The sequence below is a fragment of the Rhodanobacter sp. OK091 genome, from assembly GCF_900142825.1.
Taxonomy (GTDB): Bacteria; Pseudomonadota; Gammaproteobacteria; order Xanthomonadales; family Rhodanobacteraceae; genus Rhodanobacter.
The window spans coordinates 621244-641242 of record NZ_FRCH01000001.1; the positions used below are offsets into that span (position 1 = coordinate 621244).

Below are 19999 nucleotides of genomic sequence, written 5' to 3' on the forward strand. Positions count from 1 at the left end.
TCGGCTTCCTGTTACTTGGTACGACGACGCACGATGAACTGCTGCGTGCGCTTGTTGTTACGGGTCTTGTAGCCCTTGGCCGGCGTGCCCCACGGGCTGACCGGATGACGACCACCTGAAGTCTTGCCTTCACCACCACCGTGCGGATGGTCGACCGGGTTCATCACCACACCGCGAACGGTCGGACGAATGCCCAGCCAGCGCTTCGCACCGGCCTTGCCCAGCTTCTTGAGGCTGTGCTCGCCGTTGCCGACTTCGCCGATGGTGGCGCGACAGTCGACCGAAACGCGGCGCATCTCGCCGGAGCGCAGACGCAGCGTGGCGTAACCGGACTCGCGTGCCACCAGCTGCACCGAAGCGCCGGCGCTGCGTGCGATCTGGGCACCCTTGCCCGGACGCAGCTCGATGCAATGGATCGTGCTGCCCATCGGGATGTTGCGCAGCTGCAGGCAGTTGCCGGCCTTGATCGGCGCATCACGGCCGGACACCAGGCGATCGTCCACCTGCACGCCCTTCGGCGCGATGATGTAACGACGCTCGCCATCGGCGTAACACAGCAACGCGATATGTGCGGTGCGGTTCGGATCGTACTCGATGCGCTCGACGCGGGCGGCGATGCCTTCCTTGTCACGCTTGAAGTCGATGATGCGGTAATGCTGCTTGTGACCGCCGCCGCGATGACGCACGGTGATGCGGCCATGATGATTGCGACCACCGGTGCGGGACTGCGACTCGGTCAACGCCGCGTACGGCGCGCCCTTGTACAGACCTTCCGTCTTGACGCTGACTGCGTCACGACGGCCCGGCGAGGTCGGCTTGTGGTTGATTAGTGCCATCTCACAGAACTCCTGGCTCAGGCCTTGGCGGACACGTCGATGGTCTGGCCATCGGCAAGACGCACGTAGGCCTTACGCTTGCCCTGGCGGCTGCCAGCACGAAAACGGAAGGACTTGACCTTGCCCTTGGTGTTGACGAGGTTCACCTGCTCGACCTTGACGTCGAACAGCTTTTCCACGGCAGCGCGGACATCGGCCTTGGTTGCCGCAGGGGCGACCACGAATACGTACTGATTGTGCTCGGCCAGACGCGCCGATTTCTCGGAAATATGCGGCGCGCGCAGCGTATCGAGAATGCGTTCGTTGTTCATGCCAGCCACTCCTCGATCTTCTTCACCGCGTCAACCGTGACCACCACGTGGTCGGAACCGACCAGGCTGACCGGATTCAGGCCCATCACATCCAGCACGTGGATATAAGGAATGTTGCGTGCGGCCAGGAATACCGACTCGGAAGCATCCTCCGACACCAGCAGCACGCGACCGGACACTTCCAACTCGGCCAGCTTGGCCACCATCGCGGAGGTCTTCGGCGTCTCGACGCCAAAGCTCTCGACGACTTTCAGACGACCCTGACGAACCAGCTCGGAGAAAATCGAGCGGATCGCGACACGGTAGGCTTTGCGGTTGACCTTCTGCTCGTAACTGCGCGGCTTGGCTGCAAAGGTGCGACCACCACCGACAAAGATCGGCGCACGGTAATCACCGTGACGGGCGCCGCCGCCCTTCTGCTTCTTGAATTTCTTGGTGGTGCCGGACATCTCGCCGCGCGACAGCTGCGACTGGGTGCCTGCACGGCCGGCCGCCTGATAGGCGATCACGACCTGGTGAACCAGGGCCTTCTTGTACTCACCGCCGAACACTTCGTCCGACACATTGAGTGACTTGGCGCCAATAACATTGAGTTCCATGGCGTCTCTCCTCAGCTCTTCGTCGTCGGGCGGATGATGACGTCGCCACCGGTTGCACCCGGTACCGCACCCTTCACCGCGATCAGATGACGCTCGGCGTCCACCTTGACCACTTCCAGACCCTGCTGCGTGCGATTCACTGCACCCATGTGACCGGACATCTTCTTGCCCGGAAACACGCGGCCCGGGGTCTGGCGCTGACCGATGGAACCCGGCGCGCGATGCGACAGCGAGTTACCGTGGGTAGCGTCACCCATCTTGAAGTGCCAGCGCTTGATCGTGCCCTGGAAACCCTTGCCCTTCGACACGCCAGCAACATCGACCATCTGGCCGACGGTGAACACGTCGTCAGCCTTGATCTCGCCGCCCACGGTGTACTTGCCGAGATCTTCGGCAGACACACGGAATTCCCATAAGCCACGACCCGGCTCAACCTTGGCTTTTGCGTAATGACCCTTCAGCGGCTGCGTCAGCAGGTTCGCGCGTTTGCTGCCCGCCGAAACCTGGACGGCGCTGTAGCCATCGTTATCGTCCGTCTTCAACTGGGTCACGCGGTTCGGCGTCGCTTCAATCAGCGTCACCGGAATCGAGCGGCCATCTTCAGTGAAGAGTCGGCTCATGCCGCATTTGCGGCCAACCAATCCGATACTCATCTTCGTATCCTGTCTGTCGCTCAACCGAGCTTGATCTGAACATCGACGCCAGCGGCGAGATCAAGCTTCATGAGCGCGTCCACGGTTTTGTCGTTCGGGTCGACGATGTCGAGCACACGCTTGTGCGTACGGGTCTCGTACTGGTCGCGTGCATCCTTGTCGACGTGCGGCGACGTCAGAATGGTGTAACGCTCGATCTTGGTCGGGAGCGGAATCGGGCCGAGTACCGTGGCACCCGTGCGCTTAGCCGTCTCGACGATCTCGCTGGCTGAACGATCGATCAGACGATGATCGTACGCTTTCAGCCGAATCCGAATCTTCTGGTTCGCCATAACCGTGTCCTGTTGTCGAAAGAACGTAATGTGAAACGAAACGGCTTCTCACCGCTTCGCACAACCCTTTAGCACCACATCGGCAGCCGCGTAAAAACCGCACAGCCCCAATTCGAAAAGACCAAGCGAGCACATGGCTCGCTTGGACAGAAACTGCATCGCGCAAGCAACATGATCAACAGGGCGGACCCCGCGACGACATTGACTTGCGATGGCCATCCTGGCCGGCGAACTCGAAGCACTTCCAATGCCTCATTTCGCGGTAGATCGAGCGAGAACAAGCCTCGGTCGATAAGCAAGCTGCCAAGTATACCTGCAAAAATCTGCTTAGTGAAGCGATCCGGCGAAAAATTCATGCAACGGATGGCTTACCCGGCATCGCAGGCCTGAAACCTGGCAGCGCAGGGTCGCCATCGGCGACCCTGCGCAAGTACAGCGTCTTACTTGATGACCTTGGCCACCACACCGGCGCCGACGGTACGGCCGCCTTCGCGAATCGCGAAGCGCAGGCCTTCGTCCATCGCGATCGGGTGGATCAGGCTCACCACCATCTTCACGTTGTCGCCCGGCATCACCATCTCCACGCCGTCCGGCAACTGGCAAGCGCCCGTCACGTCGGTCGTGCGGAAGTAGAACTGCGGACGGTAACCCTTGAAGAACGGCGTATGACGGCCACCCTCGTCCTTCGACAATACATACACCTCAGCCTCGAAGTCCGTATGCGGGGTGATCGTGCCCGGCTTGGCCAGCACCTGGCCACGCTCCACGTCGTCGCGCTTCAGGCCGCGCAGCAGCAGACCGGCGTTGTCGCCCGCCTGACCCTGATCCAGCAGCTTGCGGAACATTTCCACGCCGGTGACCGTGGTCTTCTGCGTGTCGCGGATGCCGACCACTTCGATTTCGTCGCCCACCTTGATGATGCCGCGCTCGATACGACCGGTCACCACTGTGCCACGGCCCGAGATCGAGAACACGTCTTCCACCGGCATCAGGAACGGCTTGTCGATCGTGCGCACCGGCTCCGGAATGTAGCTGTCCAGCGCGTCCACCAGCTTGATGATCGCCGGCACGCCGATTTCGCTCTGATCACCTTCCAGCGCCTTCAGCGCCGAACCGTGGATGATCGGCGTGTCGTCGCCCGGGAAGTCGTACTTCGACAGCAGCTCGCGCACTTCCATCTCGACCAGCTCGAGCAGCTCCGCGTCGTCCACCATGTCCGCCTTGTTCAGGAACACGATGATGTACGGCACGCCGACCTGACGGCTCAGCAGGATGTGTTCACGCGTCTGCGGCATCGGGCCGTCCGCCGCCGAGCACACCAGGATCGCGCCGTCCATCTGCGCCGCACCCGTGATCATGTTCTTCACATAATCCGCATGCCCCGGGCAGTCCACGTGCGCGTAATGGCGCAGCGGCGACTCGTATTCCACGTGGGCGGTCGAGATCGTGATGCCGCGCGCCTTCTCTTCCGGCGCTGCGTCGATCGCGCTGTAATCCTTGAACTCGCCACCAAAACGTTCCGCACCGACCTTCGTCAGCGCTGCCGTCAGCGTCGTCTTGCCGTGATCCACGTGACCAATCGTGCCGACGTTGACGTGCGGCTTGGTGCGTTCGAATTTACCCTTTGCCATGACTCTGAACCTCTAGAAAAGAACGGTATATGTTGGAAAGTCGGCCTTATCAGGCCTTCTTTATGACCTGCTCGGCAACGTTGTTCGGCGCTTCGGCGTAGTGGTCGAATTCCATCGTGAAGGTGGCGCGGCCCTGGGTCAGCGAACGAATGGTCGTCGCGTAACCGAACATCTCGCCGAGCGGCACCATCGCATCGATGGTCTTGCCCGACGGCGTGTCGTCCTGACCCTGGAGCAGGCCACGACGGCGGCTCAGATCGCCCATGACATCACCGACGTACTCTTCCGGGGTCACTACTTCGATCTTCATGATCGGCTCGAGCAGTACCGGCGACGCCTTCGCGAAGCCCTGCTTGAACGCCATCGACGCGGCGAGCTTGAACGCCATTTCGGACGAATCGACGTCGTGGTAGGAACCGAACACGAGCTTCACTTTCACGCCGACGACCGGGAAGCCGGCCAGCGGACCGCTGGTAATGGTCTCGCGCAGGCCTTTCTCCACCGACGGGATGAATTCCTTCGGGATCACGCCACCGGTGATGTCGTTGATGAAGAGGAAATCATTCTTCACGTTCGGATCGGCACGATCGGCCTCGGTCATCGGGGACAGCTCGATCACGACGTGACCGTACTGACCCTTGCCGCCGGACTGCTTGGCGTGCTTGTAATCCGACTTGACATCCGACGAGCGGATCGTTTCGCGGTAAGCCACCTGCGGCTTGCCGACATTGGCCTCGACGTTGAACTCGCGGCGCATGCGGTCCACCAGGATGTCCAGGTGAAGCTCGCCCATGCCCGAGATGATCGTCTGGCCCGACTCTTCGTCCGTGCGGACACGGAACGACGGATCTTCCGCCGCCAGACGGCCCAGCGCGACACCCATCTTTTCCTGGTCCGACTTGGTCTTCGGCTCGACCGCCATTGAGATCACCGGCTCCGGGAACGTCATGCGCTCCAGAGTGATGATGTGATCCTGCGCGCACAGCGTGTCACCGGTCGTCACGTCCTTCAGACCGACCGCGGCGGCGATATCGCCTGCACGGACTTCCTTCAGTTCCTGACGCTCGTTCGCATGCATCTGCAGGATGCGGCCGATACGCTCTTTCTTGCTCTTGACCGGGTTGTACACGGCGTCGCCGGAGTTCAGCGTGCCCGAATAGACGCGGAAGAACGTCAGCGAACCGACGAACGGGTCGGTCATGATCTTGAACGCGAGCGCGGAGAACGGCGCCGCATCGTCAGCCTTGCGGGTGGCTTCGTTGTCGTCTTCGTCGATACCGGCGACCGGCGGACGGTCGGACGGCGACGGCAGCAACTGCACCACCGCGTCGAGCATCGCCTGGACGCCCTTGTTCTTGAATGCCGTACCGCAATAGGTCGGAATGACTTCGTTTGCGAGCGTACGCATACGAAGACCGGCGATGATCTCTTGCTCGGTGAGGTCACCCCCTTCGAGATACTTGGTCATCAGCTCTTCGGTGGCTTCGGCCGCGGACTCGACCATGTAGCTGCGCGCCTCGGCAGCCTTGTCGGCCAGCTCCGCCGGAACCTCGCGGTACTCGAACTTCATGCCCTGGGATTCCATGTCCCAGATGATCGCCTTCATCTTGAGCAAATCGACCACGCCCTCGAAGCCGTCCTCGGCACCGATCGGCACCTGCATCGGCACCGGATGCGCGCCAAGGCGCGCCTTCAGCTGCGCAATCACCTTGTCGAAATTGGCGCCGGTGCGGTCCATCTTGTTGACGAAGGCCAGACGCGGCACCTTGTACTTGTTGGCCTGGCGCCACACCGTCTCGGACTGCGGCTGCACACCACCGACCGCACACAACACGAATACGGCGCCATCGAGCACGCGCAACGAGCGCTCGACTTCGATGGTGAAGTCGACGTGTCCGGGGGTGTCGATGATGTTGAAGCGATGCTGCTCCATCGAGCCATCCATGCCCTTCCAGAACGCCGTCGTTGCCGCCGACGTGATGGTGATGCCGCGCTCCTGCTCCTGCTCCATCCAGTCCATCGTGGCCGCACCGTCATGCACTTCGCCAATCTTGTGACTGACGCCGGTGTAGAACAGGATGCGCTCCGTGGTCGTGGTCTTGCCGGCATCGATGTGAGCCATGATGCCGAAGTTGCGGTAGCGGTCGATTGGAGTGGTGCGTGCCATGATATATACCTGTGTCGGGCTACCTGCCCTGCTTCAAAACAGCCGTCCGGGCCGCGCTTCTAATGAAAAGTCCGGCATGAGTGCCGGATCGTTCTTGCCGCCAGGGACAACGGCTTGAACCTCAAGAACCCGCCTTGGACGGCGGGCTTGTCCTTTGCCGTCCCGGAGGACGGCAACACCATTACCAGCGGTAGTGCGAGAAGGCCTTGTTGGCTTCCGCCATGCGATGCGTCTCTTCACGCTTCTTGGCCGCGCCGCCGCGGCTTTCCGAAGCTTCAAGCAGTTCGGCTGCGAGCTTGCGCGGCATCGACGTCTCGCCACGCTTGCGCGCAGCATCGATGACCCAGCGCATGGCCAGCGCCATGCGGCGACCCGGACGAACTTCGACCGGTACCTGGTAGGTGGCGCCGCCGACTCGGCGGGACTTCACTTCGACCGCCGGAGCGATGTTGTTGAGCGCCTTCTCGACCAGAGCCACCGGCTCGGCATTCTTTTCACCGATGTGCTGCAGCGCACCATAGACGATGCTCTCGGCCACGGACTTCTTGCCGCTCTTCATCACCATGTTGATGAAGCGGGCAATCAGCTGACTGCCATGCTTGGGATCCGGCAGAATCAGACGGGCGGGATGTGAACCTTTACGCGACATGTTTCGAGTCCTTTACTTCTTCGGGCGCTTGGCGCCGTACTTCGAGCGCGATTGACGACGCTTGGTGACACCAGCGCAATCGAGGCTGCCGCGCACTGTGTGGTAACGCACACCGGGCAGATCCTTGACGCGACCGCCGCGGATCAGCACCACCGAGTGCTCCTGCAGGTTGTGACCTTCACCGCCGATATAGCTGATGATCTCGAAACCGTTGGTCAGGCGCACCTTGGCAACCTTGCGCAACGCCGAGTTCGGCTTTTTCGGGGTGGTCGTATAAACGCGCGTGCAGACACCACGACGCTGCGGGCTGCTCTGCAGTGCCGGCGACCCACTCTTGTAGGTCTTGGGGCTGCGGGATTTGCGCACCAATTGGTTGACTGTCGTCATGCGAAGCTGTTCCTGAAAACATAAAGGCAGCCCGATCAAGTTCGGTCTGCCAAGAAGCGGGAATTTAACATGAGCAACCTGCCAGAGGCAAGCCAGCGCTCTGCCGTCCTTGACCCGAACACGAGGTGCATCCATGCACCTCATTTCGTATGTCAGCGAGTGGAACCCTGAACGGGTTTACTCGACATCGTTATCACTACCGACCGGAGCCTCGGCGAACGAGGCTGCAGGCGTAGAACCGGAGAGAGTCTCCAGATCCGAAGCGGACAAACCGCCCTGGCGACGACGCGCTGCGTGGTACGCCAGACCTGTACCTGCCGGAATAAGACGGCCGACAATAACATTTTCCTTCAGGCCCCGCAAGGTGTCGCGCGTACCACGAACCGCCGCCTCGGTAAGGACGCGGGTGGTTTCCTGGAACGAGGCTGCCGAGATGAACGACTCGGTTGCCAGCGATGCCTTGGTGATGCCCAGCAGGATGGACTGGTATTCGGCCGGACGCTCGCCCTTGGCGATCGCACGGTCGTTTTCGCCATTGATACGTACGCGTTCGATCTGCTCGCCGCGCAGATAATGGCTGTCACCCGGCTCGACGATCTCGACCTTGCGCAGCATCTGGCGAATGATCGCTTCGATGTGCTTGTCGTTGATCTTCACGCCCTGCAGGCGGTACACGTCCTGGATTTCCTTGACCAGGTACGAAGCCAGCGGCTCCACGCCCAGCAGACGCAGGATGTCATGCGGGCTCGGCTCGCCGTCGACGACGGTTTCGCCCTTCTCCACATGCTCGCCCTCGAACACGATGACCTGACGCCATTTCGGAATCAGCTCCTCATGCTCGTTGCCGTCGACGTCCTTGATGATCAGGCGCTGCTTGCCCTTGGTGTCCTTGCCGAAGCTGATGATGCCGGAGCGCTCGGCGAGGATCGCCGGCTCCTTCGGCTTGCGCGCCTCGAACAGATCGGCCACGCGCGGCAGACCGCCGGTGATGTCGCGGGTCTTCGAGGTTTCCTGCGGGATACGGGCAACCACGTCGCCCACGCCCACTTCGGCACCGTTCTGGATCGACACGATCGCACCGGCCGGCAGGAAGTACTGCGCTGCGATATCGGTACCTGGCAGCTTGAGCTCCCGGCCCTTCGCGTCCTCCAGGCGCACGATCGGACGCAGATCCTTCGCCTGCGCGCCGCGACGCTTCGGATCGGTGACCACCGCCGACTCCAGACCGGTCAGTTCATCGGTCTGGCTCTGCACGGTGACGCCATCGAGGAAGTCGATGAAACGCACCACGCCGGCCACTTCGGTGACGATCGGATGGGTATGCGGATCCCAGTTCGCCACGGTCTGGCCGGGCTTGACCGGCGCACCATCCTTGACCGCGATGATGGCGCCGTACGGCACCTTGTAACGCTCGCGCTCACGGCCGCTGGCATCGATCACGCTGAGTTCGCCCGAACGCGACACCGCGACCAGGTGACCCTGCTTGTGCTGCACCGACTTCAAGTTGTTGAACTTCAGCGAGCCGGTGGTCTTCACCGTCACGTTATCCACCGCTGCCGCACGCGAAGCCGCACCACCGATGTGGAACGTACGCATGGTCAGCTGGGTACCCGGCTCACCGATCGACTGCGCGGCGACCACACCCACGGCCTCACCCATGTTGACCAGGTGGCCACGGGCCAGATCGCGGCCGTAGCACAGCTTGCACACGCCATGGGCGGCGGCGCAGGTAATCGGCGAGCGCACCTTGATGATCTGCACGCCAGCCTTGTCGAGCTTCTCGACCAGCGCCTCGTTGAGCAACGTGTCGCGGGTGACGATCGGCTGATCGTCGTCGCCGGGGGCGTAGACGTCCTCGACCACCACGCGGCCCAGCACGCGCTCGCGCAACGGCTCGACCACGTCGCCGCCTTCGACGATCGGCTGCATGATCACACCGTCCTCGGTGCCGCAGTCGTCCATCGTGATGACCACGTCCTGCGCCACGTCGACCAGGCGACGGGTCAGGTAACCGGAGTTCGCGGTCTTCAGCGCGGTATCCGCCAGGCCCTTACGAGCACCGTGGGTCGAGTTGAAGTACTGCAGCACGTTCAGGCCTTCGCGGAAGTTGGCCTTGATCGGGGTCTCGATGATCGAGCCGTCCGGACGCGCCATCAGGCCACGCATGCCGGCCAGCTGACGAATCTGCGCCACCGAGCCACGGGCGCCGGAGTCGGCCATGATGTACAGCGAGTTCATCGACTTCTGGTTGACCATCTTGCCGTCGGCATCCATCACCTTCTCGGTGCCGATGCCGTCGATCATCGCCTTGGCGACCAGTTCACTGGTGCGCGACCAGATGTCGACCACCTTGTTGTAACGCTCGCCGGCGGTGACCAGACCCGACTGATACTGCTGCTGGATCTCGACGACTTCCTTCTCGGCTTCTTCCAGGATCGGCTTTTTCTCGGCCGGAATCAGCATGTCGTCGATGCCGATCGAGATGCCCGCACGCGTGGCGAAACGGTAGCCGGTGTACATCAGCTTGTCGGCGAAGACCACGGTCTCTTTCAAGCCCAGCAAGCGGTAGCTGGAGTTGATCAGACGCGAAATGTTCTTCTTGGTCAGCTCGGTGTTGGCCAGCTCGAACGGCAGGCCTTCCGGCAGGATTTCAGCCAGCAGCGCACGGCCGACGGTGGTGTCGACGATCTTGGTCTCGTGCGTGCGGGTGCCGTCCTCGGCAATGTGCACCAGTTTCAGACGCACCTTGACCTTGGCATGCAGCTCGACCGCACGGTTGTCGTAGGCACGGCGTGCCTCGGCAACGCCGGAGAACACCATGCCGCTGCCCTTGACGTTGATCAGCTCGCGGGTCATGTAGTACAGACCCAGCACCACGTCCTGGGTCGGCACGATGATCGGCTCGCCGTTGGCGGGGCTGAGGATGTTGTTGGACGACATCATCAGCGTGCGCGCTTCCAGCTGCGCCTCGATCGACAGCGGCACATGGACGGCCATCTGATCGCCGTCGAAGTCGGCGTTGAACGCGGTACAGACCAGCGGATGCAGCTGGATCGCCTTGCCTTCGATGAGCTTGGGCTCGAACGCCTGGATGCCCAGACGATGCAGGGTCGGCGCGCGGTTGAGCAGCACCGGATGCTCGCGGATCACCTCTTCGAGGATGTCCCAGACCTGGGCCTCTTCGCGCTCGACCAGCTTCTTCGCCGCCTTGATGGTGGTGGCTTCGCCACGCGCCTGCAGCTTGGCGAAGATGAACGGCTTGAACAGCTCCAGCGCCATCTTCTTGGGCAGGCCGCACTGGTGCAGGCGCAGGGTCGGACCGACCACGATCACCGAACGACCGGAGTAGTCCACGCGCTTGCCGAGCAGGTTCTGGCGGAAGCGGCCCTGCTTGCCCTTGATCATGTCGGCGAGCGACTTCAGCGCACGCTTGTTGGTGCCGGTGATGGCACGGCCGCGGCGGCCGTTGTCGAGCAGCGCATCGACCGATTCCTGCAGCATGCGCTTCTCGTTGCGCACGATGATGTCGGGCGCATTGAGCTCGAGCAGACGCTTCAGACGGTTGTTGCGGTTGATCACGCGACGGTACAGATCGTTCAGATCGGAGGTGGCGAAACGGCCACCGTCCAGCGGCACCAGCGGACGCAGGTCCGGCGGCAGCACGGGCAGAACGGTCAGCACCATCCACTCCGGCTTGTTGCCGGACTCCAGGAACGCCTCGATCAGCTTCACGCGCTTGGTCAGCCGCTTCAGCTTGGTTTCGGAGTTGGTGGAGGTGATCTCTTCCTTCAGACGTATCACTTCGCCCGGCAGGTCGAGCGACTTCAGCAGGTGGAACACCGCTTCGGCACCCATGCGCGCGTCGAACTCGTCGCCGTGCTCTTCGGTCGCTTCCAGGTACTGATCTTCACTGAGCAGCTGGCCGCGCTCGAGCGCGGTCATGCCCGGATCGATCACCACGAAGGCTTCGAAGTACAGGATGCGCTCGATGTCGCGCAGCGTCATGTCCAGCATCAGGCCGATGCGGGAGGGCAGCGACTTGAGGAACCAGATGTGCGCGGTCGGGCTGGCCAGTTCGATATGGCCCATGCGCTCACGACGCACCTTGGCCAGCGTCACTTCCGTGCCGCACTTCTCGCAGACCACGCCACGATGCTTCATGCGCTTGTACTTGCCGCACAGGCACTCGTAGTCCTTCACCGGTCCGAAGATGGCGGCGCAGAACAGGCCGTCACGCTCCGGCTTGAAGGTGCGGTAGTTGATGGTTTCCGGCTTCTTCACTTCGCCGTACGACCATGAACGGATCAGCTCCGGCGAGGCCAACGCGATCTTGATCGCGTCGAAATCCGGCGTCGCGCGCTGCTGATTGAACAGATTGAGCAAGTCTTTCATTCGAAATCTCCGGTGACTGCGCGGATCACTTGATCTCTTCCAGATCGATGTCGATGGCAAGCGAGCGGATTTCCTTCACCAGCACGTTGAAGGATTCCGGCATGCCTGCGGTCATCTCGTGGTTACCGTCGACAATGTTCTTGTACATCTGGTTACGGCCCTGCACGTCGTCGGACTTCACCGTCAGCATTTCCTGCAAGGTGTAGGCCGCGCCGTAGGCTTCCAGAGCCCACACTTCCATCTCGCCGAAGCGCTGACCACCGAACTGCGCCTTGCCGCCCAGCGGTTGCTGAGTGACCAGCGAGTACGGGCCGGTGGAACGCGCGTGCATCTTGTCGTCGACCAGATGGTTGAGCTTGAGGTAATGCATGTAGCCGACGGTGACCGGGCGGTCGAACGACTCGCCGGTGCGACCGTCGAACAACATGGTCTGACCGGACTCCGGCAGGTCGGCAAGCTTCAGCATCGCCTTGATTTCGGTCTCTTCCGCACCGTCGAACACCGGCGTCGCCATCGGCACGCCTTCCTGCAGGTTGGTGGCGAGCGCGAAGATCTCCTTGTCGGTGAGCGACTTCAGGTCGACGTGCTGCACGGCTCCGGCTACATGGGTGTTGTAGATCTGGTCGAGGAACTCGCGGATCTTGCCGACCTTCTCCTGCGCTTCGAGCATCTTCTGGATCTTCTTGCCCAGGCCCTTGGCGGCCCAGCCCAGATGAACTTCCAGAATCTGGCCGATGTTCATGCGCGACGGCACGCCCAGCGGGTTCAGCACGATGTCGACCGGCACGCCGTCAGCGGAGTACGGCATGTCCTCGACCGGCACCACGTTGGAGACCACGCCCTTGTTGCCGTGACGGCCAGCCATCTTGTCGCCCGGCTGGATGCGGCGCTTCACGGCGAGGAACACCTTGACCATCTTCAGCACGCCCGGCGCGAGATCGTCGCCCTGGGTGATCTTGCCCTGCTTCTCCTTGAAGCGCTTGTCGAACTCCTCCTTGTGGCGCTTGACCTGATCGGCCGCACGCTCGAGGAACTCGGTGACTTCCTCGTCCTTGACGTTGATCTTGAACCAGTCGTCCTTCTTCAGGCCGTCCAGATAGGCGTCGGTGATTTCGGCGCCGCGCTTCAGGCCGCCCGGACCGCTCATCGCGGACTTGCCGACGAGCTGGGTACGCATGCGGCTGTAGATCGCGCCTTCGAGGATGCGGAACTGATCGTCCAGATCCTTGCGGATCCGCTTGACCTCGGTTTCCTCGATCTGCTTGGCGCGCTTGTCCTTCTCGATACCGTCGCGAGTGAACACCTGCACGTCGATGACGGTGCCGTCCATGCCTGGCGGCACGCGCAGCGAGCTGTCCTTCACATCGGACGCCTTCTCGCCGAAGATCGCGCGAAGCAGCTTCTCTTCCGGCGTGAGCTGGCTCTCGCCCTTCGGCGTGACCTTGCCGACCATGATGTCGCCGGCCTTCACCTCGGCACCGATGTAGACGATGCCTGACTCGTCCAGACGCGCCAGCGCCTGTTCGCCCACGTTCGGGATGTCGGCGGTGATTTCCTCGGCACCCAGCTTGGTATCACGGGCGATACAGGACAGCTCCTCGATGTGGATCGAGGTGTAGCGGTCTTCCTGCACGACGCGCTCGGACAGCAGGATCGAGTCTTCGAAGTTGTAGCCGTTCCACGGCATGAACGCGATCAGCATGTTCTGGCCGAGCGCGAGCTCGCCCAGATCGGTCGACGAACCGTCGGCCAGCGTGTCGCCCTTCGCCACCACGTCACCCACGTTGACCAGCGGACGCTGGTTGAGGTTGGTGTTCTGGTTGGAACGGGTGTACTTGGTCAGCGTATAGATATCGACGCCGGCATCGTTGTCGCCGACTTCGACTTCATTGACGCGCACCACGATACGGGCCGCGTCGACCTGGTCGATCACACCGCCGCGCTTGGCGGAGACGATGACACCGGAGTCGCGCGCCACGGCACGCTCGATGCCGGTACCCACCAGCGGAGTCTGCGAACGCAGGGTCGGCACGGCCTGACGCTGCATGTTCGCGCCCATCAGAGCGCGGTTCGCGTCGTCGTGCTCGAGGAACGGCACCAACGCCGCCGCCACCGACACGGTCTGCATCGGCGAGACGTCCATATAGTCGACTTCAGCGGCCGGACGCAGCTCGGACTCGCCACGGAAACGGCAGGACACGAAGTCCTCGACGAAACCGCCGTGCTTGTCCAGCGGCGAGTTCGCCTGCGCGATCACGTGGTCGCCTTCCTCGATCGCGGACAGGTAATCGACCTTGTCGGTCACCTTGCTGTTCGCCACCTTGCGGTACGGCGTTTCAAGGAAGCCATACGAGTTGGTGCGGGCGTACACGGCCAGCGAGTTGATCAGGCCGATGTTCGGGCCTTCCGGCGTTTCGATGGTGCAGACGCGGCCGTAATGGGTCGGATGCACGTCACGCACTTCGAAGCCGGCGCGTTCACGGGTCAGGCCGCCCGGCCCGAGCGCGGAGACGCGGCGCTTGTGCGTTACTTCGGACAGCGGATTGTTCTGATCCATGAACTGCGACAGCTGCGACGAGCCGAAGAACTCCTTCACCGCCGCCGCAACCGGCTTGGCGTTGATCAGGTCCTGCGGGGTCAGGCCATCGGCCTCGGCCAGCGACAGGCGCTCGCGCACCGCACGCTCGACGCGCACCAGACCGATGCGGAAGGTGTTCTCGGCCATCTCGCCGACCGAACGCACGCGACGGTTGCCCAGGTGATCGATGTCATCGACGGTACCGTGACCGTTCTTGATGTCGATCAGCACCTTCAGCACGTCAAGAATGTCGGACGTCTCGCCCTGCTCCTTGACCAGCCGCTGCGATTCGTCTTCCTTGCGCTCGCTGAAATACTTGTGGTCATACAGCACGCCCGGACCGAGGATTTCCTTGCGGCCCACGCGACGGTTGAACTTCATCCGGCCCACGCCCGACAGGTCGTAGCGGTCGAAGGTGAAGAACAGATTGAAGAACAGGTTCTGCGCGGCATCCTTGGTCGGCGGCTCGCCCGGACGCATCATGCGATAGATTTCCACCAGCGCCTCCAGCGGCGTCTTGGTGTTGTCGATGCGCAAAGTGTGCGAAATGTAGGCGCCGCGGTCGAGATCGTTGACGTACAGCGTCGGCACGACTTCGATACCCGCCTTGCGGAAGTTCTCCAGCTGCTCGGCAGTAATCTCGTCATTCGCCGAGGCCAGCAGCTCGCCGGTCTTGCTGTCGACGATATCGGTGGCCACGATGCGGCCGACCGGGTAATCGTCCGGCACTTCCAGCGCGGTGATGTTCTCGGCCGCCAACTGGCGCACGTGACGCGCGGTGATGCGCTTGCCGGCTTCCACCAGCACCTTGCCGCCAATCGCGAGGTCGAAGCTCAGCGTTTCGCCGCGCAGACGCTCGGCGACCAGCTCCAGCGTGGTGCCGCCCTTCTTGCCGAGGTGGAACACGTTGTGCTCGAAGAAGATGCCCAGCATCTCCTCGTTGTTGTAGCCGAGCGCGCGCAGCAGCACGGTCACCGGCAACTTGCGGCGACGGTCGATGCGGGTGAACAGCGCATCCTTCGGGTCGAACTCGAAGTCCAGCCAGGAGCCGCGGTAGGGGATCACGCGAGCCGAGAACAGCAGCTTGCCCGAGCTATGCGTCTTGCCGCGGTCGTGATCGAAGAACACGCCCGGCGAACGGTGCAGCTGCGAGACGATAACGCGCTCGGTGCCGTTGATGATGAAGGTGCCGGTCTCGGTCATGAGCGGAATCTCGCCCATGTAGACCTCCTGCTCCTTGATGTACTTGACCACCTTCTTCGAGGCCGGGCTGTCCTTGTCATAGATGACCAGGCGCACGGTGGTGCGCAGCGGCGCACCGTAGGTCATGCCGCGGTTGCGGCATTCGCGCTCGTCGAACGCCGGCTCGCCGAGCCGGTAATCGACATATTCCAGTGCGGCATTGCCCGAATAACTGGTGATCGGAAAGACCGATTTCAGTGCCGCATGCAAACCCTTCTCGCCGCGCTGTTTGGGCGCGACATGCTCCTGCAGAAACTCCCGGTAGGAATCAGTCTGGATGGTCAGCAGGTTCGGCACGCCCAGTACGGGCGGACGCTTGCCAAAATCCTTGCGGATGCGTTTCTTCTCGGTAAACGAGTAGGCCATGATCGGTAGCGCCTCGGTTCGCAGTGACGCCGGTGGTGCACACACCGGCTGAATGAAAAATCAGATGTTCGACAAATCCGTGGATTTGGGAATCGAGAATCGAGATTCGTGTAACGAATCCCGATTCTCCATTCCCCTCCTCGTTCAACACTTTCGCGCCTAAGCAGGCAAAGCCCGGGGGCTCGCGCCCCCAGGCTTGCTTGACGCTAGATCAAACTGACGGCGCGCAAGGGCGCCGATTACTTCAGTTCGACCGTTGCGCCGGCAGCTTCGAGGTCCTTCTTGAACTTCTCGGCGTCTTCCTTCGAAACGGCTTCCTTCAGGACGCCGCCGGCCTCGGTGAGGTCCTTGGCTTCCTTCAGGCCCAGGCCGGTGATCGCGCGAACAGCCTTGATCACGTCGACCTTCTTGGCGCCGGCGTTCTTCAGGATGACGTCGAATTCGGTCTGCGCCTCGGCAACCGGGGCAGCAGCAGCCGGGCCAGCCGCAGCGACCGGAGCGGCAGCGGACACGCCAAACTTCTCTTCGATGGCCTTCACCAGGTCCATCACTTCCATCAGCGACTTGGCGGCTACGGCTTCAACGATTTGTTCGTTGGACAGGGACATTTGATTTACCTCTGGAAATGGATTCAGTTTAGATAGACGTCGAACTTAGGCGGGCTCGGCTTCGGCCGGGGCTTCGGCGGCGACTTCGCCACCACCCTGCTTGTCGGCCACAGCCTTGACGGCGCGGGCAAACATCGAGGCCGGTTCGGCCAGCAAACGGGCCAGCATGGCCAGAGCCTGTTCGCGGGTCGGCAGCGAGGCCAGGACGTCGACGTGCTCAGCCGGCAGCAACTTGCCTTCCACCGAGACGATTTTCGCCTTCAGCTTGTCGTTGCCCTTGGCGAATTCCTTGATCAGACGCCCGGCAGCGCCGGGTTCTTCCATCGAGAACGCGTACAGCAGCGGACCGACCAGGACGTCCTTGACGACCTCGAATTCGGTACCGACCACGGCGCGCGAAGCAAGCGTGTTCTTGACAACTTTCAAGAACACCTTGGATTCGCGAGCCTTCTTGCGCATCGCGGTCATCTGTTCGACCGTGGTGCCCGCGTACTCGACAGCAATCAAGGAGTGAGCCTTCGCGGCAACTTCTGCCAGTTCGGCGACTACTTCATGCTTCTGAGACAGATTTAGAGCCATTGCACTCCTCCAAATGAACTCCGCTTACGGCTCCTGCCGCTTGCGGTCCTGGGCGACGCCATCCTTGACGTCGGGGACATGGGTTGTCCCGGGTGGTGGCCTTTCCAGAACACATCGAACAATTCCAGAAGGGGCAGCACCATCTGCGCAGGCCGGATTCGCGATAAACCCGATTAAGCGACCCCGCTGGTGACGACGGCGATTCCATGCCAATGCGAGCTCCCTGCCCGTCGTCATCACGCGCTGACCGCGCCTGCGGTCTTTGACAGCGGTCCCGACCTTCTTGCGAAGCATCAGGACTGCCCTCAAAAACTGCCCACACCGGCGAGATCGCCGGCGTGGGACTTGATATTTACTTGGTGGCGATCGTCAGCGACGAGGTATCGACGGCAACGCCGACGCCCATCGTGCTGGACAACGCCACTTTCTGCAGGAACTGACCCTTCGCGGTGGAAGGCTTGGCCTTCAGCAGGTCGGCGATCAGCGTGTTGAGGTTGTCCGCCAGCTGGGCAGCATCGAAGCTGGCCTTGCCGATGGTGGCATGGATGATGCCCGCCTTGTCGTTGCGGAACTTCACCTGGCCGGCCTTGGCATTCTTGACCGCGGTGGCGACGTCGGCGGTGACCGAGCCATCCTTCGGGTTCGGCATCAGGCCACGCGGGCCGAGCAGCTGACCGAGCTTACCGACGACGCGCATCGCGTCCGGCGTGGCGATCACGCGACCGAAGTCGAGATCGCCGGCCTGCATGCGCTCCGCCAGATCGTCCATGCCGACAGCGTCAGCACCGGCGGCCTTGGCGGCCTCGGCCTTCTCGCCCGGCGGGCAGAACACGGCAACCTTGACGGTCTTGCCGGTGCCGTGCGGCAGCAGCGACGAGCCACGCACGCCCTGGTCGGACTTCTTGGCGTCGATGCCCAGACGCACGGCCACATCCACCGACTCGGCGAACTTCGCCGTGGCGTTGTCCTTGACGATCTTCAGTGCTTCTTCCAGGCCGTAGAACTTGCCCGGCTGCACGGCGGCCGTAGCCGACTTCATACGCTTCGTGAGCTTTGCCATGTCTTAACCCTCCACCACAAGGCCCATGCTGCGGGCGCTACCGGCAATGGTGCGCACCGCGGCGTCGAGATCGGCAGCCGTCAGATCCGGCTCCTTCTGCTTCGCAACGTCTTCCAGCTGCTTGCGGGTGACCTTGCCGACCTTGTCGGTATTCGGCTTGGGCGAACCCTTGGCGACGCCGGTGATCTTCTTCAGAAGAATCGTGGCGGGCGGGGTCTTAGTGATGAAGGTGAAGCTGCGGTCGGAGTACGCGGTGATGATGCAAGGAATCGGCAGACCCGGCTCCAGCTTCTGCGTGGCGGCATTGAACGCCTTGCAGAACTCCATGATGTTCAGACCGCGCTGACCGAGGGCGGGGCCCACCGGCGGCGACGGGTTGGCCTGACCGGCCTTGACCTGCAACTTGATGTAACCGACAACTTTCTTTGCCATGGGATTTTCCTCGCGAGTCCAGGCGCCTTGCGGCTCCTCGCTGTGCACCGATCCGTGGATGAAAGGAACGGATCCGCATCGTGCAGATCCTGAAACGCGGGCACGCCGGATCAAAAAGATCCAGCGTGAACCGCGCAGTATAGAGATTGGTCAGGCTTTCAGCAAGCCCCGTGCCAAGATGAAGCAACCAGCCGAATCAGGCCTTCTCGACCTGACCGAATTCCAGCTCGACTGGGGTCGACCGACCGAAAATCAGCACCGCAACGCGCAGGCGACTCTTCTCGTAGTTGACTTCCTCGACCACGCCGTTGAAATCGTTGAACGGGCCTTCGGTGACGCGAACCATCTCGCCCGGCTCAAACAACACCTTGGGCCGAGGCTTCTCGACACCCTCGCGCACGCGACTGAGGATGGCATCGGCTTCGCTGTCCTTGATAGGCAGCGGGCGATCGGCGGTACCGCCGATGAAACCCATCACTTTCGGGGTTTCCTTGATCAGATGCCAGCACTCGTCGTCGATCCGCGGCGCCTTGCCTTCGGTATTCGTCTCGATCTGCACCAGCACGTAGCCGGGGAAGAACTTGCGCTCGCTGCGCCGTTTCTGGCCGCCGCGCATTTCGATCACTTCCTCGGTCGGCACCAGCACTTCGCCGAACTTCTCTTCCATCTCGGCACGCTTGATCCGTTCATCGAGAGAACGTTTCACCTGATTCTCGAAGCCCGAATAGGCGTGCACCACATACCAGCGCTTGCTCATGCTCACCTCAGCCACCCAACTTCAGCAGCCAGTCGAGAATGACCGACTTCAGGATCAGATCGATCAGACCCAGCAGCAGCGACAACACAACCACCACCAACATAATGATGCCGGTCGTCTTGATCGTCTCGTCGCGAGTCGGCCAGACCACCTTGCGCATTTCGAACTGCGACTCGGCGATGAAATTCCGCATGCGCCGGCCCAGCGCGGTGAACGCGGCGATCGCCAGCGCAAGCACCAGCGCGGCCAGCACGCCCAGCAGGCGCACCGACGAGGAAATGTTGCCGTCTCTGCCGAGCCAGGAATAGGCAAAGACACCGGCAGCCAGCACCAGCACCGCCAGTACCAGCTTGCCGATGTCGGCGGCGTTCGTGCCCTTGGGCTGTTCTGCCTTCGTATTCATGCACTAATGACAAGGTG

At 62.1% G+C, this 19999-nt stretch carries 17 protein-coding genes; all 17 read right to left on the reverse strand.

The window, feature by feature from the left end:
• Positions 1–11: 11 nt before the first annotated feature.
• Complete coding sequence (gene rplB, locus BUA26_RS03035; RefSeq protein WP_007808200.1) at positions 12–836, reverse strand: 50S ribosomal protein L2; 825 nt, start codon at positions 834–836, stop codon at positions 12–14.
• Between the two features lie 17 nt (positions 837–853).
• Complete coding sequence (gene rplW / locus BUA26_RS03040) at positions 854–1147, reverse strand: 50S ribosomal protein L23 (protein WP_007082176.1); 294 nt, start codon at positions 1145–1147, stop codon at positions 854–856.
• Positions 1144–1746 (reverse strand): 50S ribosomal protein L4, encoded by a 603-nt coding sequence (gene rplD / locus BUA26_RS03045; RefSeq protein WP_072757744.1) that lies wholly within the window; start codon positions 1744–1746, stop codon positions 1144–1146. The genes rplW and rplD overlap by 4 nt, the downstream gene beginning before the upstream one ends.
• A gap of 11 nt (positions 1747–1757) precedes the next feature.
• Complete coding sequence (gene rplC, locus BUA26_RS03050; protein WP_072757746.1) at positions 1758–2399, reverse strand: 50S ribosomal protein L3; 642 nt, start codon at positions 2397–2399, stop codon at positions 1758–1760.
• A 20-nt stretch (positions 2400–2419) separates the two neighbouring features.
• On the reverse strand, positions 2420–2731 hold the full coding sequence (rpsJ, locus tag BUA26_RS03055; protein ID WP_007082173.1) for a 30S ribosomal protein S10: 312 nt from the start codon (positions 2729–2731) through the stop codon (positions 2420–2422).
• Positions 2732–3171: 440 nt separating this feature from the next.
• Positions 3172–4362 carry an elongation factor Tu gene (gene tuf / locus BUA26_RS03060; RefSeq protein WP_072757748.1) on the reverse strand — a complete coding sequence of 397 codons (1191 nt, stop codon included), beginning with the start codon at positions 4360–4362 and terminating at the stop codon, positions 3172–3174.
• Positions 4363–4411: 49 nt separating this feature from the next.
• Complete coding sequence (gene fusA, locus BUA26_RS03065) at positions 4412–6529, reverse strand: elongation factor G (RefSeq protein ID WP_072757769.1); 2118 nt, start codon at positions 6527–6529, stop codon at positions 4412–4414.
• A gap of 181 nt (positions 6530–6710) precedes the next feature.
• Positions 6711–7178, reverse strand: coding sequence for a 30S ribosomal protein S7 (gene rpsG / locus BUA26_RS03070; protein ID WP_072757771.1), 468 nt, complete (start codon positions 7176–7178; stop codon positions 6711–6713).
• A gap of 12 nt (positions 7179–7190) precedes the next feature.
• Positions 7191–7565 carry a 30S ribosomal protein S12 gene (gene rpsL, locus BUA26_RS03075; RefSeq protein ID WP_056386848.1) on the reverse strand — a complete coding sequence of 125 codons (375 nt, stop codon included), beginning with the start codon at positions 7563–7565 and terminating at the stop codon, positions 7191–7193.
• Positions 7566–7742: 177 nt separating this feature from the next.
• Positions 7743–11957, reverse strand: a complete 4215-nt coding sequence (gene rpoC / locus BUA26_RS03080) for a DNA-directed RNA polymerase subunit beta' (RefSeq protein ID WP_072757773.1) — start codon at positions 11955–11957, stop codon at positions 7743–7745.
• A gap of 25 nt (positions 11958–11982) precedes the next feature.
• Positions 11983–16143 (reverse strand): DNA-directed RNA polymerase subunit beta, encoded by a 4161-nt coding sequence (gene rpoB / locus BUA26_RS03085; protein ID WP_072759979.1) that lies wholly within the window; start codon positions 16141–16143, stop codon positions 11983–11985.
• Positions 16144–16382: 239 nt separating this feature from the next.
• The gene (gene rplL / locus BUA26_RS03090) at positions 16383–16751 is read right to left on the reverse strand and encodes a 50S ribosomal protein L7/L12 (protein WP_072757775.1); all 369 of its coding nucleotides are present in this window, start codon (positions 16749–16751) and stop codon (positions 16383–16385) included.
• 45 nt (positions 16752–16796) lie between these two features.
• Positions 16797–17330, reverse strand: a complete 534-nt coding sequence (rplJ, locus tag BUA26_RS03095) for a 50S ribosomal protein L10 (RefSeq protein ID WP_072757777.1) — start codon at positions 17328–17330, stop codon at positions 16797–16799.
• A gap of 352 nt (positions 17331–17682) precedes the next feature.
• The gene (gene rplA, locus BUA26_RS03100; protein WP_072757779.1) at positions 17683–18390 is read right to left on the reverse strand and encodes a 50S ribosomal protein L1; all 708 of its coding nucleotides are present in this window, start codon (positions 18388–18390) and stop codon (positions 17683–17685) included.
• A 3-nt stretch (positions 18391–18393) separates the two neighbouring features.
• A complete protein-coding gene (gene rplK / locus BUA26_RS03105; protein ID WP_072759980.1) occupies positions 18394–18822 on the reverse strand; it encodes a 50S ribosomal protein L11 in 429 nt (142 codons plus the stop codon).
• Between the two features lie 196 nt (positions 18823–19018).
• Positions 19019–19579 (reverse strand): transcription termination/antitermination protein NusG, encoded by a 561-nt coding sequence (gene nusG, locus BUA26_RS03110; protein WP_072759981.1) that lies wholly within the window; start codon positions 19577–19579, stop codon positions 19019–19021.
• A gap of 7 nt (positions 19580–19586) precedes the next feature.
• Positions 19587–19982, reverse strand: coding sequence for a preprotein translocase subunit SecE (secE, locus tag BUA26_RS03115; protein WP_072757781.1), 396 nt, complete (start codon positions 19980–19982; stop codon positions 19587–19589).
• Between the last annotated feature and the right edge of the window lie 17 nt (positions 19983–19999).

Excerpts from the sequence above, each read along its gene's own strand:
- rplB (WP_007808200.1), bottom strand. The coding sequence starts at position 836 with ATGGCACTAATCAACCACAAGCCGACCTCGCCGGGCCGTCGTGACGCA.
- rplW (WP_007082176.1), bottom strand. The coding sequence starts at position 1,147 with ATGAACAACGAACGCATTCTCGATACGCTGCGCGCGCCGCATATTTCC.
- rplD (WP_072757744.1), bottom strand. The coding sequence starts at position 1,746 with ATGGAACTCAATGTTATTGGCGCCAAGTCACTCAATGTGTCGGACGAA.
- rplC (WP_072757746.1), bottom strand. The coding sequence starts at position 2,399 with ATGAGTATCGGATTGGTTGGCCGCAAATGCGGCATGAGCCGACTCTTC.
- rpsJ (WP_007082173.1), bottom strand. The coding sequence starts at position 2,731 with ATGGCGAACCAGAAGATTCGGATTCGGCTGAAAGCGTACGATCATCGT.
- tuf (WP_072757748.1), bottom strand. The coding sequence starts at position 4,362 with ATGGCAAAGGGTAAATTCGAACGCACCAAGCCGCACGTCAACGTCGGC.
- fusA (WP_072757769.1), bottom strand. The coding sequence starts at position 6,529 with ATGGCACGCACCACTCCAATCGACCGCTACCGCAACTTCGGCATCATG.
- rpsG (WP_072757771.1), bottom strand. The coding sequence starts at position 7,178 with ATGTCGCGTAAAGGTTCACATCCCGCCCGTCTGATTCTGCCGGATCCC.
- rpsL (WP_056386848.1), bottom strand. The coding sequence starts at position 7,565 with ATGACGACAGTCAACCAATTGGTGCGCAAATCCCGCAGCCCCAAGACC.
- rpoC (WP_072757773.1), bottom strand. The coding sequence starts at position 11,957 with ATGAAAGACTTGCTCAATCTGTTCAATCAGCAGCGCGCGACGCCGGAT.
- rpoB (WP_072759979.1), bottom strand. The coding sequence starts at position 16,143 with ATGGCCTACTCGTTTACCGAGAAGAAACGCATCCGCAAGGATTTTGGC.
- rplL (WP_072757775.1), bottom strand. The coding sequence starts at position 16,751 with ATGTCCCTGTCCAACGAACAAATCGTTGAAGCCGTAGCCGCCAAGTCG.
- rplJ (WP_072757777.1), bottom strand. The coding sequence starts at position 17,330 with ATGGCTCTAAATCTGTCTCAGAAGCATGAAGTAGTCGCCGAACTGGCA.
- rplA (WP_072757779.1), bottom strand. The coding sequence starts at position 18,390 with ATGGCAAAGCTCACGAAGCGTATGAAGTCGGCTACGGCCGCCGTGCAG.
- rplK (WP_072759980.1), bottom strand. The coding sequence starts at position 18,822 with ATGGCAAAGAAAGTTGTCGGTTACATCAAGTTGCAGGTCAAGGCCGGT.
- nusG (WP_072759981.1), bottom strand. The coding sequence starts at position 19,579 with ATGAGCAAGCGCTGGTATGTGGTGCACGCCTATTCGGGCTTCGAGAAT.
- secE (WP_072757781.1), bottom strand. The coding sequence starts at position 19,982 with ATGAATACGAAGGCAGAACAGCCCAAGGGCACGAACGCCGCCGACATC.